The 17,961-nt window shown below is 33.5% G+C and carries 11 protein-coding genes; 3 read left to right on the forward strand and 8 right to left on the reverse strand.

From position 1 onward, the window contains the following. Positions 1–31: 31 nt before the first annotated feature. The 7 genes from H8R24_RS18120 to H8R24_RS00485 form a co-directional block, all read right to left on the reverse strand. The gene (locus tag H8R24_RS18120) at positions 32–271 is read right to left on the reverse strand and encodes a PspC domain-containing protein (RefSeq protein ID WP_225876747.1); all 240 of its coding nucleotides are present in this window, start codon (positions 269–271) and stop codon (positions 32–34) included. A gap of 52 nt (positions 272–323) precedes the next feature. Further along, positions 324–1,595: a DUF2851 family protein gene (locus H8R24_RS00460; protein WP_187016611.1), complete on the reverse strand. Its 1,272-nt coding sequence runs from the start codon at positions 1,593–1,595 to the stop codon at positions 324–326. A gap of 75 nt (positions 1,596–1,670) precedes the next feature. Continuing rightward, complete coding sequence (locus H8R24_RS00465) at positions 1,671–2,153, reverse strand: 3'-5' exonuclease (RefSeq protein ID WP_187016612.1); 483 nt, start codon at positions 2,151–2,153, stop codon at positions 1,671–1,673. 131 nt (positions 2,154–2,284) lie between these two features. Continuing rightward, positions 2,285–3,646 carry a pyridoxal-phosphate dependent enzyme gene (locus H8R24_RS00470; RefSeq protein WP_187016613.1) on the reverse strand — a complete coding sequence of 454 codons (1,362 nt, stop codon included), beginning with the start codon at positions 3,644–3,646 and terminating at the stop codon, positions 2,285–2,287. A gap of 181 nt (positions 3,647–3,827) precedes the next feature. Beyond that, positions 3,828–5,768, reverse strand: a complete 1,941-nt coding sequence (locus tag H8R24_RS00475; RefSeq protein WP_187016614.1) for a putative porin — start codon at positions 5,766–5,768, stop codon at positions 3,828–3,830. Between the two features lie 187 nt (positions 5,769–5,955). Further along, positions 5,956–7,389: a RagB/SusD family nutrient uptake outer membrane protein gene (locus H8R24_RS00480; protein ID WP_187016615.1), complete on the reverse strand. Its 1,434-nt coding sequence runs from the start codon at positions 7,387–7,389 to the stop codon at positions 5,956–5,958. Between the two features lie 15 nt (positions 7,390–7,404). Continuing rightward, entirely contained in the window at positions 7,405–10,539 is a 3,135-nt protein-coding gene (locus tag H8R24_RS00485) for a SusC/RagA family TonB-linked outer membrane protein (RefSeq protein WP_187016616.1), read from the reverse strand. 729 nt (positions 10,540–11,268) lie between these two features. Between H8R24_RS00485 and H8R24_RS00490 the strand changes: the two genes are divergently transcribed. The 3 genes from H8R24_RS00490 to H8R24_RS00500 all read left to right on the forward strand — a co-directional run bounded on the left by H8R24_RS00490 (position 11,269) and on the right by H8R24_RS00500 (position 17,053). Then, entirely contained in the window at positions 11,269–11,928 is a 660-nt protein-coding gene (locus H8R24_RS00490; RefSeq protein ID WP_187016617.1) for a ribonuclease HII, read from the forward strand. A gap of 468 nt (positions 11,929–12,396) precedes the next feature. Next, complete coding sequence (locus H8R24_RS00495) at positions 12,397–15,504, forward strand: SusC/RagA family TonB-linked outer membrane protein (protein ID WP_187016618.1); 3,108 nt, start codon at positions 12,397–12,399, stop codon at positions 15,502–15,504. Positions 15,505–15,514: 10 nt separating this feature from the next. Next, complete coding sequence (locus H8R24_RS00500; protein ID WP_187016619.1) at positions 15,515–17,053, forward strand: RagB/SusD family nutrient uptake outer membrane protein; 1,539 nt, start codon at positions 15,515–15,517, stop codon at positions 17,051–17,053. A gap of 208 nt (positions 17,054–17,261) precedes the next feature. Here H8R24_RS00500 and lipB read toward each other — a convergent pair whose 3' ends face one another. Then, on the reverse strand, positions 17,262–17,960 hold the full coding sequence (gene lipB, locus H8R24_RS00505; RefSeq protein WP_187016620.1) for a lipoyl(octanoyl) transferase LipB: 699 nt from the start codon (positions 17,958–17,960) through the stop codon (positions 17,262–17,264). Between the last annotated feature and the right edge of the window lies 1 nt (position 17,961).

A 17,961-nucleotide genomic window follows, 5' to 3' on the forward strand; every position in this document is an offset into this window, starting at 1 on the left:
GTAATCCCTTTTTCATTGATTAATTGTTATTTTACAAATCAAATACCGAACTTCTTTTGGTGCGTACTAAATCTTTTAACCGGATCCAGAATGCTAATGTGAGATACACCCCAAACCACAGACCTGCAGTGACAAACGAGATATAGATAAAAAACAACCTAACACTGGTCACGCGCATCCCTAGTCTATCGGCTAATCTTGATGAAACATGAAACCCATATTTTTCAAAAAAATACTTCATCTTGATCACCTTACTAATTTTTTCAGCCATTATTCTTTGTTTTACAATCGAAACTACAAAAATACAATTTTATTACTACCAATCACAGCTCCCGCATCAATAGCACTCCTATTGCACAGTCCAAACACCTTCCCTTTGCACAATATTCGTTTTTTAGCTGTAATAAAGATTGTGTCTCAAAAGCATTGACTCCTTTCAATCCAAATGAATTAAACTTGTCTATAATGGCATTTTTCTCTGGTTTAACATCCATCAATAAATCTATTATACTTTCGGAAATCTCCGTACCAAGTGTTTTTGCGTAAGCGAATTGAACAGGAACTATTGTATTTATAATCAGCAAATCAACAAAGGATCTTGACAACATCTTTTTCTTATTGGGACTCAACTTATCAAATTGATAATGATCAAGCCAATAATCTGAAGAAGGAACCTGAAAGAGCTCGTAACAACTTTCTACTGTTTTTAATCCAATAATTATTGAAAACAAGTTGCGGTGCAGATGGTACAAATTAGCCAATTGTGACAACCTAATCGTTGGAAAATTATCAGGACGATGTTTAAAAAATTGAACAGGCGCAATATGCACCTTTTCCAATTGATATTTATGTAGTAAATAAAAATACCTAATTTTTAAGTCTTTGAAGTAATTATCTTCTTTTTCAACATCTAATAATCCAGAATTTCCAAAAAGTAGTGCTTCAATATTCTCAACTTCGGAGCTCTCTTTTCTAATAATACTAAACGGTATCGAGTTGGCAATTTGAAAAAAAACGTCGCCATTAGTATTTAAACCAAAATTTTTAGCTAAAAGAGCAAACAAAACAGCCTCCCAATCGTTGTTAGTCTGGTTAAGTAACGAAAAAATGGGTTTTGACTTCCTTTCTAATCGCTCAAAAAACAAACGTTCTTGCCAGTTTTTCACAGTAAATAGATCTGCTTCTTTCAATTGTTTTTCGCAATAAATCCATGACTTTGGCGCCATTAACGACTGATAATTAGTTACCGTATCTTGATCCACATACTGCTTCAATTCAAGGACAGGAATCTCTGTATTATCTTTGCGAAAAATCTCCGTATCATGCTCCCAGACTACGTGTAAAATAACGTTTTCATAGCCCGCATCCCTTTCATGATGATGTACATACCAATCCGAAGATTTAAGGTGAATCTCGACATTTCCAGCCCATTTTTGTGTGCCAATTGTAATTTGAGCATTAAAAAAATCAGGCCCAGCCAATTCTAAATATTGACCAACTTGAGTAATAATTACATCCTCATTATTTGTTGTTTTTAAATCTAAACAATCAAACTTTTTAAATTTCCAGAGATAGTGTAGAAAATCTTCTTTCATCTTAAAACCTTGTTTTTAAGACACTAATGTAATCAAAAAACAATTACGTTTGACTTTAAGACCCAAAGTAAAATCTTACTTAAGTAGATATAATTTTGCACAAGCACGAGCATCCGATAATGCCTCATGGTGATTCAAAGCAATATTCATCGCCCTGCAACAATCACTCAATTTAGTAGGTTTTAAGCCTTTGGCTTTATAAATTTTCACCGTACATTCCCAGCGCGCAGCTATATTTAAATCGTCATAATTCAAACCATAAAGCGCCATAGACTTAGCCAACACATTTCTATCAAAGCTTTCATTATGCGCTACAACCACTTTGTTTTGTAGTCTTTTTTGAATTTCTGGAAAAACTTGCAAAAACGATTTTGCATTCACAGTATCCCTAGGATAGATCCCATGTACCTGAATAGTAAAAGGGGAATACAAATTATTAGGTGGTTTAATTAAGGTGACAAACTCGTCCACAATTTGACCGTTTTCTACGGTAACAATACCTACGGAACAGGGATGGAATGCAGTTGCTGTTTCAAAATCGATAGCAGTAAAAGTCATTATTATAATAGAATTAAAGTAGCATACTAAAGTATATAAATAAATTAAAAAAGCCGCGAATTAATAGCAACTACTTCAAATAAATTTGAATTTTACTATACAATTCGCGGCAAAAAAAAATAGTTTTGAAATTATTTTATGGAACCAATAATATCATATTTTGTTATAATGTGGTGCTTGCCATTACCTAAATCAATCAAAACAGCAGCGTTTTCTCTTGAAAACAACTTAGAAACTGCTTCAATAGTAGTTCCCATTGGGACGATAGGATATGGTTTTCCCATTATTTCTCGGATCGGTCTATCGGCAGTGTTTTTGTCATTGACATAACTTTGAAACAAATCAGACTCATCTAGAGATCCTACAAAACCAGTAATATCCATGACTGGAATTTGTGAAATTTTGTATTTACGCATTCTTTCGATGGCGTGAGAAACCAATTCCTCTGTCTTAGCAACGATTAATGGTTTCTCTATATGATCTTTTATAACATCTTCTGCTTTTGTAACCGTTTCTTCTAAGAATCCACGCTCACGCATCCAATCGTCATTAAACATTTTACCTACGTATCGGCTGCCAGAATCATGAAACAACACCACCACTACATCTTCGGGTTTAAAGTGTTCTTTTAATTGTAAAAGCCCTTTTATAGCTGCCCCTGCCGAATTACCAACAAAAATCCCTTCTTCAAGAGCAATTTTACGAGTATAAACAGCCGCATCTTTATCAGTTACCTTAGTAAAACCGTCTATCAATGAAAAATCAACGTTTTTTGGCAAAATATCTTCTCCAATACCTTCGGTGATATACGAATAGATTTCGTTTTCATCAAAAATTCCCGTTTCATGGTATTTTTTAAAAACAGAACCATAAGTATCAATACCCCATATTTTAATATTTGGATTCTTTTCTTTTAAATACTTTCCTACTCCAGAGATTGTTCCTCCAGTACCAACACCAGAAATAAAATGAGTAATCTTCCCTTCTGTTTGATCCCAAATTTCCGGACCTGTTTGCTCGTAATGAGCTATGGCATTTGATGGATTATCGTATTGATTTACGTACCAAGAATTTGGCGTTTCTGTAGCTAATCTTTTTGAAACCGAATAGTATGACCTTGGATCAGTAGGCTCAACATCAGTAGGACATACTACAACTTTGGCTCCTACTGCACGCAGAATATCCATTTTTTCTTTAGACTGTTTGTCTGAAATCACACAAATTAACTTGTAGCCTTTTATAATAGCCGCCAATGCTAATCCCATTCCTGTGTTACCCGATGTACCCTCAATAATAGTACCACCTGGTTGCAAACGACCATCAGCCTCAGCATCTTCAATCATTTTAACAGCCATTCTATCTTTTACAGAATTTCCAGGGTTAAAAGTTTCTACTTTGGCTAGTACTAGTGCATCTATTTCTTGGGCTACTTTGTTTAGTTTCACCAAAGGCGTATTTCCTATCGTACCTAATATATTATCAGCGTAATGCATTTAAAATTATTTTAAAAGTTGTTTTTGTTATAAATATTGCTGCAAAGATAGGGATTTGTTACAAAACAACCACACATAGTTGGCCCCGCGTTCGTGATAGTAGCGGCATCATTTACTTGCTTTCTTTAAGCAAGTAAATATATAGCGGATAGCGCGTTAAAACGCCCAAAAAAATTACTGATTAATTGAAGAAATTCCAGATTAAGCCAAAACGGATCGTGAAGTCGCGGTATGGTGTATTGGGTGCTGAATAGAAATTATTCCCTGTAAATGACGAATTAAAATGCTCCGCTTTAAAGTAGATTCTTGTTCTTTGAATTTTTGCATTGATGAAAAAATCAAGATTTGGATAGTTCCCAATTTCTTTTTTAGTTTGCGTAAAAAACTCCCCAATTACAGGATTATAGTCGTTAGCAAAATAGCTTGTAAAATAATTGAGTGTTATTCCAGTTTGCAAGAATAAGGCTTTTTTAAACATGAAATTTGTATAGTAAATTGTATTTCTCGTTACAATTTCGGGTACGTTTAAAACAGCATCTTGCTGATCTGTTTTTTGATATAAAACAGTATTATTGAACGCAAATCTACCAAAGGTAAATTCTTTACTCGCTTTTATAGAAAGGTAATTTATAGTGCTTCCGTATTGCTTTGGGGTAATAATTTGTTGACTAGCGTCAGTAGCTGTATTTTCAAAATACAAATGATCATTTAAAGTTGTTAGCTGTAACGAGGCTTCTATCCATGGTGTGGCAGCAGTAGCTGTTAAGCTGTTGATTTTCTCGTTTTTAAAATCATTGGACCAATTGTAATCGACATAACTACTTTGATACAAATTATAATTGTCATTTGGTAATTTGTTTAAGTTTTGATAACCAAAAGTAAATTGATACGCATCATTGAGCTCATAATTTAACTTTGCATCCAAATTAGACAATGATTGATTGGTAATTGATCTTGAGTACAGGAATTTACCGTTCCACTTGTTTTTTTGGTATTCGTACTGTCCGCCTGCGCTATTGATTTGCCTTGACAAGGATGCCGGGACTGTTTTACTGTCAAAAATTAATATTTGATCGTAATAAAAATTAGATCTAAAATCATCTGCAAAAAACTGAAACTTACCTAAGGTGGTATTCTCATAGACTAAGCCTACTTTATTATACATTTTGTTATAATGCGTTTGATCATTGATTCCTGAACTTAGAAACGAATCACCAAATCGGTAAATTGTTGAGGAGCCAACTGTAGAACCTACTGTGGGTTGATTGTATTCGAAAAATTTATTTTCGTAATTAAATTGATGAGCTACGTAAAGGTTATTAGCCCCTTTAGTGGGATTTACTCTAAAAAAATGGTCTACAAAAAAACGTTTGCCTTTTAAAAATGACTTTGCATCGGTCAAATAAACTTCTAGCCGTTCTCTTGTAGTATAGTTGGAATCACCACTTTCAAAATCGGATGTGGTAGTAATCCCTCCATTTTCTTCATTCGAAATATCTTGTGAAGTAAAATGAGCATTTACTACATACCTACTAGTCAAGGTGCTGTAACTTGTTGTAAAACGAAAATTTCCAGTACTCGACAGATGATTGATATACCTTCCTTGGGAACGTAAACCTTTGTAAGCTATTGAGAAATTTAATCTTGGTGAGGTATTTAAAGTAAAAAAAGCATCAAGCGTTTGCCCTTTTTGCATAACTGATTTAAAATATAATTCGGTTACAGGAGTTGCTACAGAGCTGTATTTTATGTCATTTGCTTCTAAAAAACTAAAATGCTTAGCCTTGAATCCAAATTCTGGATAAGGCGAATACTTAGTTAAGCTGTACTGCAGCGTATTGTAGGTTTGCCCTTCATTAGGGAAAGCTAACAGTCCAAAATTATCTTTGCGAAGATAATTAAAAGAATATTCACGCTGAATGGTTAACGAAGTATCTAAATAAGTCGTATCGCGCTCTATGTTTATAAAACGATATTGATCAATAGGAGCTACTTTTGCTGCATTGATTGTATCTGATTTTCTTTGAAATTTACTGGAACTATCCGATCTTTTGCCTGATTGTACCTGCGAAATTAAAAGCATGGGGATTAATATAAAAAATAATAAAGTAACGATTCTCATTGAAATGAATATATAATTAGGACTATCAGCCTCAGTCTAATAATTGAAGCAAAGGTAAATTATAATAAGCAGATATTAAAAAATAGATTTATTATTTAACGTAACGGATGGAGAAACTTTTTGGATAAAAAAAAACCGAGTTGGACATGAAGTCCAACTCGGTTTACTATTCAATTAATTTAATGAATTATCTATTAGCATTAACAGATTCGTCAATAAACGGATTCGCATCAATTTCTGCTTGAGGAATTTTTAAGTAAAATTTCTTATCATCAGCAGTTAAATTAGCCGCAGTACCTATTCTATGATTTCCTGTACGAGTAATTCCTTTTCTTAAACGTTTAGCGTCAAACCACTCAACACCTACTTCAGCATAAAGCTCTTTTCTTCTTTCCAATAAAATCTCATCGATCAAAGCAGTACCTGTATTAGTAGATTTAACTGCATTTACATCTCTGTTCTTTTGTAAAACATATAACAAATCATGTGCCTCTGTTTCTTTTCCAGTGATTCTAGCTTTTGCTTCTGCTTCGATTAAGATCATTTCTGGTGTTCTAATAATAGCGTTATCACCATCAAACGTAAATGTAAATTTACGAGTAACCCAATATCTATAATCACTAGTACTTGTTATAGAAGTACTTTTTCTAACAAAATATGCTCTAACATCTGTTGCAGAAAATTTATTTACAAAATCATTATTAATGTATGTAGCAGAATAAGAAGTAGTGAAATGATCTGCCATAGAAGCAGGTGCATTCCAGTAATAATTAGACTGATCAGTTCTTTGAGCGCTTCCCCAAATCCATTCTACATTAGAAATATCTGCAAAACCAGATCTATAGCTAGCTGGAGCTAATACAGCTGTTGGATTTCCTCCGTAAGCAGCATTTGCATTATCAGCAGCTCCCTGCCAGTTACCCATTACTTGGTAAACTTGAGCTAAAATTCCTTGCGCTACATTCTTGTTGATATATGATTTCCCTAAACGGCTAGCTGTTAAACCATCAACCGCTTTTGTTAAATCACTAACAATTAATTTATACACATCATCAACTGTAGACATTGGTCCTCCTGTTAAAGAAAGTTCCGTATAAATAGGTGGCGCTGGAAAAGTTTTATCTGCACTGTATGTAGGACAGAATTCCAAAACTAATTGGTGGTAAAAGAAACCTCTTAAAGCATAACCATAAGCTGACAACTCTTTTTTATCACTCGCTGCCAAATCACTTGCCTCTACACCGTTGATCAATGCATTAGCTTGATTAATCATGTAAAAACAGTAGTTCCAAGAAAAACTTGTTCTTCTATACGTAGGCTCACGATTATCATTTGCATAATCAAAATTAAACCATGTATTAGATTGAATAATATCATTCCCTTTTAATGATCTTGCATAAAAAATAGAGTTTAATCCAGCCGAATCAGTAGAAGTATACTGTCCTCTAAATCTTCTCATTATTCCAGATATAAAAGCCTCAACACCTTCTCTTGATGTAAAAATTACATCTGGTGCGACTGCATCTGTAGGTACTGGTGCGTCAAGAAAGTCCTCACTACACCCTACCGTCATAAACAAAGCCATAGCAGCTATGAATATTTTTGTAATTATATTTTTCATATTTTTCGTTTTTTATTAAAATTCTAAATTAATTCCAAAAGACATTACTCTTTGATTGTAAGATCTACTGTTTGTAGCACCTGCAAAACTTTGCTCTGGATCAATTCCTTTGTGAGACTGGTACGTCCATAAGTTATCACCTTGGAAGTATAATCTTAACTTAGATAAATGAAACTTTTCAATTGCACTTGCAGAGAAATTATAACCAAAATTTAAAGCTTTCAATCTGATGTAATCGTTTTTAAACAAAAATCTAGTAGATTGAGAATTGAAATCATTGTTTGAGTTCAATAACAAAGGAACATCTGTAATGTCTCCCGGATTTTGCCAACGGTTTTCAATATCTTGGTGAACTGCTCTACCACTTGATTTAAAACCTTCCATCAAACTTGCATAGGTACTATCATAAACACTTGCGCCATAACTGAAGTTAAACAAGATATTCATGTCAATATTTTTATATCTAAAGAAGTTAGTAAGTCCACCTACTACGTTTGGAAGTGATGATTGACCTACATAATTTCTAGAAGCTTCACTGTACTTTTTAGTAGTAACTTTTGCACCAGTTTTGTTTCCACTTCCATCTAATTCATCTTTATACCACATAGCGTAACCATCTGTTGGATCTACACCAGCCCATTCTTGCATGTAAAATTCATAAAGTGATCTTCCTACTTCCCATCTTTTATTTCCATTGATGAAACTAGCTTGAGTTAATTGTGCAATCTCATTTTTATCAAATGATAAGTTTACTCCTGTGTTCCAAGTAAACTGTGGTGTTCTAATGTTATTAGAATTCAATGTAACTTCCCAACCGTAATTTCTTAAAGCTCCTACATTTGTAGTAATTCCTGTATTTCCAGTAGAACCAGGAACTGGTTTGTTATAGATCAAATCAACTGATTTTTTATTGTAATAATCTACAGTACCTGTAATTCTATTATTGAATAAACCAAAATCCAATCCAATATCTGTTGAAGCCGTTTTCTCCCAAGTTAAATTTGGATCAACTGCTCCACCTAATACAACTCCTGTATTATCCAATTCATTATATCCAGTTTCAAACAACTGCTTGTAAGGGAAATACAAAGCATTTCCATCAGCATCTTGTGTTTGATTATTTCCTAATTCTCCGTAAGAACCTCTCACTTTTAAGTCAGAAACAATACTGTTATCTTTCAAGAAATTCTCTTCAGAAATCAACCAAGATCCACCAACTGCATAAAAACTACCCCATCTTACATCTGGGCTAAATCTTGAAGAACCATCTCTACGGTAAGAACCTTCAACGAAGTATTTTTCTTTAAAATTATAACTTAAACGTCCTAAATAACTAGAAATTCTATCCTCTGCAGTATATCCTGATACACTAGAAGGCGTTGTACTTCCGTTTAATACGTTTACTCTTGGCAAGAAACCTTCTCCTTGCGCTCCAAGAGCATCTAACTTAAATTTGTATGCTTCTTGAATTAAATCAAGACCAAAACTATGATTACCAAATGTTTTTCTATAGTTCAATGCATTAGTTAAGTTGATACCTGTAGTAACATTTCTATTTTGACTAACTCTACCATTTACATTCGAAGCATAACCTACTTCATTACTTGCATAGGTATAAGAATCGTACAAATACTTGTCATATGCCAAAGTTGTTTTGAAAGTCAAATCTGGCGCTAGAGTTAACTCTAAATAACCGTTGGCAGTATAATTATCTCTTTTGTATCCAATTTTATAGTTGTATAATGAACCATAAGCATTTTCATTATTAAAAGTAGGACGGTTACCATTTAAAGCTTGTCCTGTAGTAGCACCGTAATCAAAAATCTTTTGACCTTTTCCATCCAAAACTAAATCTCCATTACCATCTACTCTATAAGCTGGATATATTGAAGGTACTGTATAAATCCACTGAATAGCACTTTGATAGCTACTTCCACTTTGTGAAGGGAAATTTTGATCAGATGTTGAGTAAAACATAGTTACACCAGTTTTCAACCAATCATTCACCTTCGTATCCACACTTAAACGTGTTGTAACACGATCAAACTTAGAAGTAACAACATTACCTTCTTGAGACAAATAGTTTGTTGTAAAATAATACTTGGTATCCTCGCTACCTGCAGAAACAGACAATGTATGCTCTTTTCTTACAGCTGAGTTGTTTAACATTAAATCAGCCCAATCTGTATTCCATTTTTTTTCTGTTGTCACTAAATTACCATTAGCATCTACTGGTTTAACAGCAGTGTAAGGATTGTACCCTAGATTACTTACTAAGTTATTTGATGCATTTACACCAGCAGTTGCAGCGGTTTGAGCATTAACATACTGATTAGTATTTCTTAACGCTTCCCAATTTAACTGCATGTATCTGTCAGAACCTACTAACTTGTGTAAAGGCACGGCGTTTCCTGAGAAACCAACAGAAGATGTTAACGAAACTACTGGAGCCGAATTGAATTTACCTCTTTTAGTTGTAATAAGAATAACTCCATTTGCACCTCTAGACCCATAAAGAGCAGTAGAAGAAGCATCTTTTAAAACACTCATTGTTTCGATTTGATCAGAACTAATTGAGTTTAAGCTTCCGTTGAACGGAGCACCATCCAAAATAATTAATGGATCTGAAGACGCATTAATTGAACCAGTACCACGAATACGGATTGTAGGATTCTCACCAGGCATACCACCTGCTGCAATAATATTTACACCTGTAACACTACCTTGTAATGCAGTCATTACACTTGTTGCTTGTTGCTTCAGTAAGACATCGCTTCCTAATGTTGCAACAGAACCAACAATAGACTTCGCTTTTTGCTTACCATAAGCTACAATTACAACTTCATCAAGTGATTTAGCAGATGACTTCAAAACAACATTCATCTTAGTTGCAGCACCTACAGTGATCGATTTGTCTTCCATACCTATAAAAGAAAAAACTAAAACATCTCCAGTTTTTGCTTTTATTGCGTACTTACCGTCAAAATCAGTTTGAATACCAACTTTAGAACTCTTGTTGATTATGTTTACCCCAGGTAAAGGTCCAGAATTATCCGAAACCACTCCTGAAATCGCTTTCTCTTGTGCAAAAGAAAACTGTAATGATAACGCCGCTAACAGCGTTAAAATCCATTTGAATTTTAATCTCATTTTTAAATTATTTTGAATTAGTAAATTCAAATATCTTAAAAAAAACCAAAAAAACCAAAAAAAAAAAATCACTATTCTTAATAAAAATAGTTAAAAAGCAACAAAAAATAAGAATTTTAGCTCATTTTTAACTAAAAAAGGAGAATAATATAATTTGCGAAAAAATTAACTACTAAATTTACATTATTATATATAAATTAAAGATTAATATTATCAAATAAAAAGTTAAAACAATAACAATAATAGAGTATTTATTAAAAATCCTACAATTAGCTTTAAAGAAGTCTCAAAAGACCCCAAAATTTCATTTTCAATCACTAGAATGAAACCTACTTATCTTTTTTAGTATCAACTCACTATAAATTCCAAAAATTAACAATTTAGTAACATTTAGAATAAATATTAGAAGCAGCAAAACACCATTCAAAACAGACATTAAAAAAGAAATAAAAGCAAAACTTAAAAAAAAAATTAAAAAGTTTAAAAAAGTTTAAATACCTTACAAAAAAAGATAATGAATAAGATCCTAAAAGGCAGTTTAATCGAATAAGACACTTTCTACCATAATAACAATCTCACCATCAGACGTTAAAAAAAATCAATAATTACCTTTCTATTTGATAGCCTTACAAAAACACGATAAACACACCCTTTTAAATTAATGCAAGACCTTACACTAGCCTACTTAAAAAAGAGTAATAAAAACATATTTTTGCAAAAAAAACAAATATGCTATTACTAAACTTTTCTAACTTTCCAATCGAAGCGGGTACAGATGAAGCAGGGAGAGGCTGCCTAGCAGGACCGGTAACTGCTGCAGCAGTAATTCTGAGTGCCGACTTCTCCAACTCAACATTAAACGACAGCAAACAATTATCCGAAAAATCTCGAGAAAAGCTCAAACCCATCATTGAACAACAAGCGGTATCCTATGCAGTTTGCCACCTCTTTCCAAATGAAATAGATGAAATCAATATATTGAACGCATCTATGAAAGCAATGCAAGAATGCATCCTACAATTACACCCAATACCCAAATTCATTATAGTAGACGGAAACCGTCTATTGAATGCCAAACTAGGACAAATCAGTCATTCTGGTAAAACTTTTTCAAAATCAGAAATAGCACTTTTAAAATCCATTCCAAATCAAAGCATTATTAAAGGTGACGCAAAATACATGAGTATTGCTGCAGCATCTGTCTTAGCAAAAACATACAGAGACGAATACATGAATACCATACACGAGGAATTCCCCATGTATAATTGGAAAAAAAACAAAGGATACCCAACAAAAGAACACCGTGAAGCAATAAAAAAATACGGCGTTACTAAATACCACCGAATGAGTTTTAAATTACTACCTGACAAAAATTTATTTGACATCTGAAACATGCTCCAAAGTAGAAAGTGCGCAAAAAACTTACTTTATGATATTGTCAATTAATTAATCAGAAAAAACTACCCTAATTTATCATAATACGACCATTTTCCTAATAAAAATACCTACCATTTTCTTAACAATTGACAACTTATTACCTATAATACTAGCAACAAAAAACTCAATAGCATGACAAATATTAATTTTTAATCATTAAATACAAGAATAATAGCAAAAACTTAAGAAAAACCAAAACAAAACAATGCACTATTCTTGCATATTTAACGAATTATAATCAAAAAATTTAACGCTTTCTAAAATACAACCTGTAATTTTGAATTATCATTAAATAGCTTAAATTATGATTTTTTTTTATATTAATAAAATACTAATTACACAATAGGTAACTGTTAAATATTTATTTTTTTTTAAAATAAGTTAATATGATTTTTGCAGCTTACTAATTCAAAATAACTTATGATGAAATCACTTAAAATGAAATTGATTTTTGCACTCTTAGCAGTGCTATCCATGCAACTTTCTTTTGCTCAAGAAAAGACTGTTTCGGGGATTGTTTCAGATGCTTCAGGCCCCATTCCTGGAGTAAATATAATTGTTAAAGGGACTAAAAATAGCTCCCAAACAGGTTTTGATGGAAAATATTCCGTAAGCGCTAAGCCTGGAGATGTATTGATTTTTTCATTCGTAGGAATGGAAGACAAAAGTATCACTGTAAAAACAGCTACGACATATAATGTCACTATGACATCTTCTGCACAATTAATGGAAGAAGTAGTAGTAGTTGGTTATGGAACTCAAAAAAAGAAAGAAGTAACAGCTTCTATATCTAAAATCAAAGGATCAGATATAGCAAACTTAGTTACACCAAGTTTTGAAGGTGTTTTAGCTGGTAGAGCAACTGGAGTTCAAGTAACTACTACATCTGGAATTATTGGAGTTGCTCCAAAAATTAGAATTAGAGGTGTTGCTTCACTTACCGGTGGAACAAATCCGTTAATTGTACTTGATGGTGTACCAATCTTAACCGGAGACATTGGAGGTGCAGCAAACACCAACGGATTAGGGGACATTAATCCTGCAGATATTGAATCATATGAAATATTAAAAGATGGAGCGGCAACGGCAATCTACGGCTCACGAGCATCTAATGGAGTAATACTTATTACTACTAAAACTGGAAAAAAAGGACAGCTAAAAGTAAACTTTTCAAGTACTTTAGGAGTTGCAAGTGCCGCAAAAAAATACGATTTACTAGAAACTCCTGATTTCTTAGTAATATCAAATGAAAAAAGAACCAATAGAGGTCAAGCACCATGGGCAATTGGTAACACTTATAATACTGATTGGCAAAGTGCAATTTTAAGAAATGCTACTCAATTAGATCACAACCTATCATTTAGCGGTGGGTCTGATAGAACTAAATATTACTTATCATTATCTTTAACTGATCAAGAAGGGATCAACTTAGCGAATGACATGTCAAGATACTCGATTAGAGCAAATGTTGATCAAGATGTGAACAAGTGGTTAAGTATTGGAACAAATTTAAGTGTTACAAGAACCGAATACAACGGTTTAAACACAAGTGCAAGCGGACTTTCTGGAAACATTTTTAACGCTATCAGACAAGTACCTAACGTACCAATTTATGATACTACTAACCCAACTGGATATAATTTAACACAACCTTTAACTTCAAATACTGTAGGACAAGGATTAAATACTGACCCAGTAGGTGATAATATTACAAATATTGTTTACGTTCTAAACAACAACAAATACTATTCAAAAGTAAACAGAACATTTGCAAATGTATATGCAAATGCTAAAATCACTTCTGATTTAAGTTTTAGAATGCAATTAAGTTCAGACAATTCAATCACTAATGGTTTTCAATACTGGAATCCAATTCATGGTGATGGTCGTTCTTCAAACGGCTACATATATAATGACAATACTGAATACTTAAGATGGAACTGGCAAAATGTATTAAATTACAAGAAAACTTTTGCAGGAAATCATAATATCGGAGCAACATTAGTGTCTGAATACCAAAAACAAACTGCAAAATACTTCTTTGGAGAAGGTAAAGATTTATTATCTAATTTTTACAACCAAAATTTAGTAACAAACTCATACGCAACAAAAGACTCAGGTGGATCAGTTACAGAAAACGGAATTATCTCATACTTAGGGCGTTTTACATACAACTTTAAAGAGAAATATTTCATCCAAGGATCTATCAGAAGAGATGGTATATCTAAATTGAGTGAATCCACAAGATGGACTAATTTCCCAGGGGTATCTGCTGGATGGACTGTAACTAACGAAAGTTTTATGGAACCTATCAGAAATATTGTGTCTGAATTAAAACTACGAGGATCATACTCTGAAGTTGGAAACACAGACATAGGTAACTATCCATACAAAGGACTTACAATTAGCTCACCATACGGAGCATTAAACGGTATTGGTTATTCGCAATTTGGAAATGATGCACTACAATGGGAACAAAGTAAAAAAATTGACTACGGTGCTGAATTAGGTCTTTTCAATAGTCGTTTAAACTTAACTTTTGACTATTACAGAAACAATATTGACAAATTAATATTAGCTGTACCTACATCGCCTTCATTAGGAATTCCTGGAAATACAATCAACAAAAACATTGGAAAAATGTACAATGAAGGTTATGAGTTTTCTGCGAATTACAAAGTAATCAACACTGCAAATTTCAGCTGGAATGTTTCAACGAACATAACTCTATCTAAAAATAAGGTAACCGAATTATATAATGGTCAAGATTTAATTGGTGGCTCTTCTACGGACACTAACATTGCTCCAAACATTATTACAAGAGTTGGAGAGTCTGTAAATTCACTATACGGATATAAATATTGGGGAGTAAACGCCGCAAATGGTAACCCTGTTTATTACAAAGCTGATGGATCATTGGTTCAGGGTAACCTGAGTACTACATCATATTTTGTTTATGACCCTGCAAACCCTGCAAGCTTAGCTACTGCAGCTAGTTTAGGTACAGCTGACAAAAAAATACTAGGTAACACACTACCTACTTATTTTGGATCTTTTAGTTCAAATATGACTTACAAAAATCTTGATTTTGGTTTCATGTTTAGATTTAGTGGAGGAAACAAAATCTTTAACGGAACAAGAAGAGAGTTAATGAATCAAAACTTCAACAACAACGGTACAGAAATTTTAGGAAGATGGCAAAGTGTTTCTAACCCTGGAGATGGATGGACGCCTAGATTATATGCAAGTTCAAATACTTTTACAAACCTTTCAGGTAGCGCAACGTCACGTTTCGTAGAAAGTGGAGATTTCATCTCACTAGATAATATCAGCATAGGATATAGCCTACCAAAAGATTTACTTAACCATGTAAAACTTGATAAATTTAGAATTTTTGTACAAGCGCAAAACATCTGGTTAATCAGTAAATACAAAGGTATCAATCCTGAAATGGAAACTTTCGGTGTAGATGTAAACGGTACACCTCGTTCACGTGCCTTTTCAATGGGTATAAATGTTAGTTTATAAAAAAAATATTATGAGAAATATAATAAAAACACTATTACTTTCTGTAATTGTTTTCGGAATGAATTCATGTACAGAAGAAAAGATCTTAAATCTTAGTCCAATTAACAATATTGCAGACGACGCAGCATTTTCGACACCTTCATTGATTGAGTCTAGTATGAATGGAGTTTATAATGCGGCAGGTGTCGGACAATACAACTCAACTAGTGCAAATGGAGGAAGAGGATATATCTGGGGAGCAGCATTTGTAGAACAAGGAGAATGTAGAGGAGAAGACGCAGTAAATGCTGCTACTTTTTACCAACTTACCTACACCGCTACTTACGATCCTACAACTGCTAATAATTCATATTACTGGATTGACGGATATCGATTAATAAACAGATGTAACTTAATGATCGAAGGAGTTACCGCTGCAGTTGCGAGTGGTACAATCACGCAAGCTGTTGGAAACGACTATATTGGTCAAGCAAAATTTCTAAGAGCTATTACGCACTTTGAGTTATTAACTTATTTTGCTAGACCTTATAATTTTACAGCTGGTGCAACTCATCTTGGTATTCCTTACAGAGAAGTAGGGATTAATACGCAAAGTGAAATTGATTCTGAAATCTTAAAACCAAGAAATACTGTAGCTGAATGTTATACTAAAATCTTAGCGGATTTAAATGATGCTGAGACTTTAATTACAACAAATACAATATCAAAAGCGTCTAAAAACGCTGCAATTGCATTTAAAACTAGAGTATATTTACACAAAAGAGATTGGCCTAATGTAATAACAGAAGGTAGTAAACTAAATACTGCCTATACTCTTACTGCACTTCCTAGTGGTGTTTTTACTAATAATTTAGCGAACACAGAGTCTATTTTCTCTATTCAACATTCGGCTACCAGTAATCCTGGTGTAAATGGTGCATTAGCTAGTATGTTAAAAACACGAGCTCTCGTTACTATAAGTCCAATTATTTGGAGAAACGCTAGCTGGTTACTAGATGACAAAAGAAGAGAAGAAGGCGTGATGATCTACACTGCTTCAGGTAGAAAATATACCAATAAGTACATTGATGCTACAAACTTAAGCGACGCATCTCCAGTAATTAGATATGCTGAAGTACTATTGAACATGGCAGAAGCTAATGCTCGTTTAATAACACCAGATCTTGGTACAGCATTGACTTTATTAAACAGAGTAAGAAATAGATCTTTGGCAACTCCTGCAACTCAAGCTTATACTGCTGCTACATTACCTACTCAAACAGATATGGTAAAAGCAATCCTTGTAGAAAGAAGAATTGAATTTATCATGGAAGGACGCAGATGGTCTGATATTCACAGATTACAAGGTGACAACATCGCTCCTATTGATGGTATTCCAGCAAAAATTGCAAACGGAGCTCCAGCAGCTTCATTATTCACCTTAGGAACTCCTTATACTGGAACTTTCGGTGTTCCAGCAATACCTGGATCGGACTATAAATTTTTATGGCCAATACCTCAATTAGAGTTAAACACAAACCCAGGTTTAGGTCAAAACCCAGGTTGGTAAAACTTCATTAAATTAAGCTTAACTAAAAAGCTGTCTAGAAATCATTCTAGACAGCTTTTTTTAATTAGTGATACCGATTTACCCAACAATTGCAAACCATAATTCTATCTTTCTACATAAAAACAATAACATTGTTATAAAAAAAACTCGGTGCTACCATGTAGCACCGAGTTTTTTATTATATGGCAGTAAAGGATTTATTTGACCACTAAACCAAAGCAGCCTCAAACAAACTAGAAAAATGTTTCAAAATTTTACTTTTCACTTCTTCCTCATCTATCTTACTTACACCTAATTCAACGTTTAATGAAGTGACCGCTTTACCTCTAATCCCACATGGAATGATATTATCGAAGTATCCTAAATCGGCATTGACATTCAAGGCAAATCCATGCATAGTTACCCAGCGAGAAGCACGAACACCTAATGCACATATTTTTCTTGCAAATGGCGTTCCTACGCCCAGCCAGACGCCTGTTTCGCCTTCGCTACGACCGCATTCTAATCCGTACTCTTGCAAGGTTAAAATAATTGATTCTTCTAGAAAACGCAAGTATTTATGAATATCTGTAAAGAAATTCTCTAAATCTAAAATAGGATATCCTACCACTTGACCCGGCCCGTGATACGTAATATCACCGCCACGGTTTATTTTATAGAAAGTAGCTCCTTTTGCCTCTAATTGCGACTCCGATAGAAGAAGATTACTTAAATCACCACTTTTACCTAATGTATATACATGTGGATGCTCTACAAAAAGAAAATAATTAGGGGTTTCTAACTCTAATTCTTCTCTACGGTTCCTAATTTTCAGGTCTACAATACCTTTAAACAATTCTTCTTGGTATTCCCAAGTTGCTTTGTAATCTTTATTTCCAAGATCTTGAAGCTGTATTTTTTTATTCATT

Source organism: Flavobacterium muglaense (assembly GCF_014305155.1).
Taxonomy (GTDB): domain Bacteria; phylum Bacteroidota; class Bacteroidia; order Flavobacteriales; family Flavobacteriaceae; genus Flavobacterium; species Flavobacterium muglaense.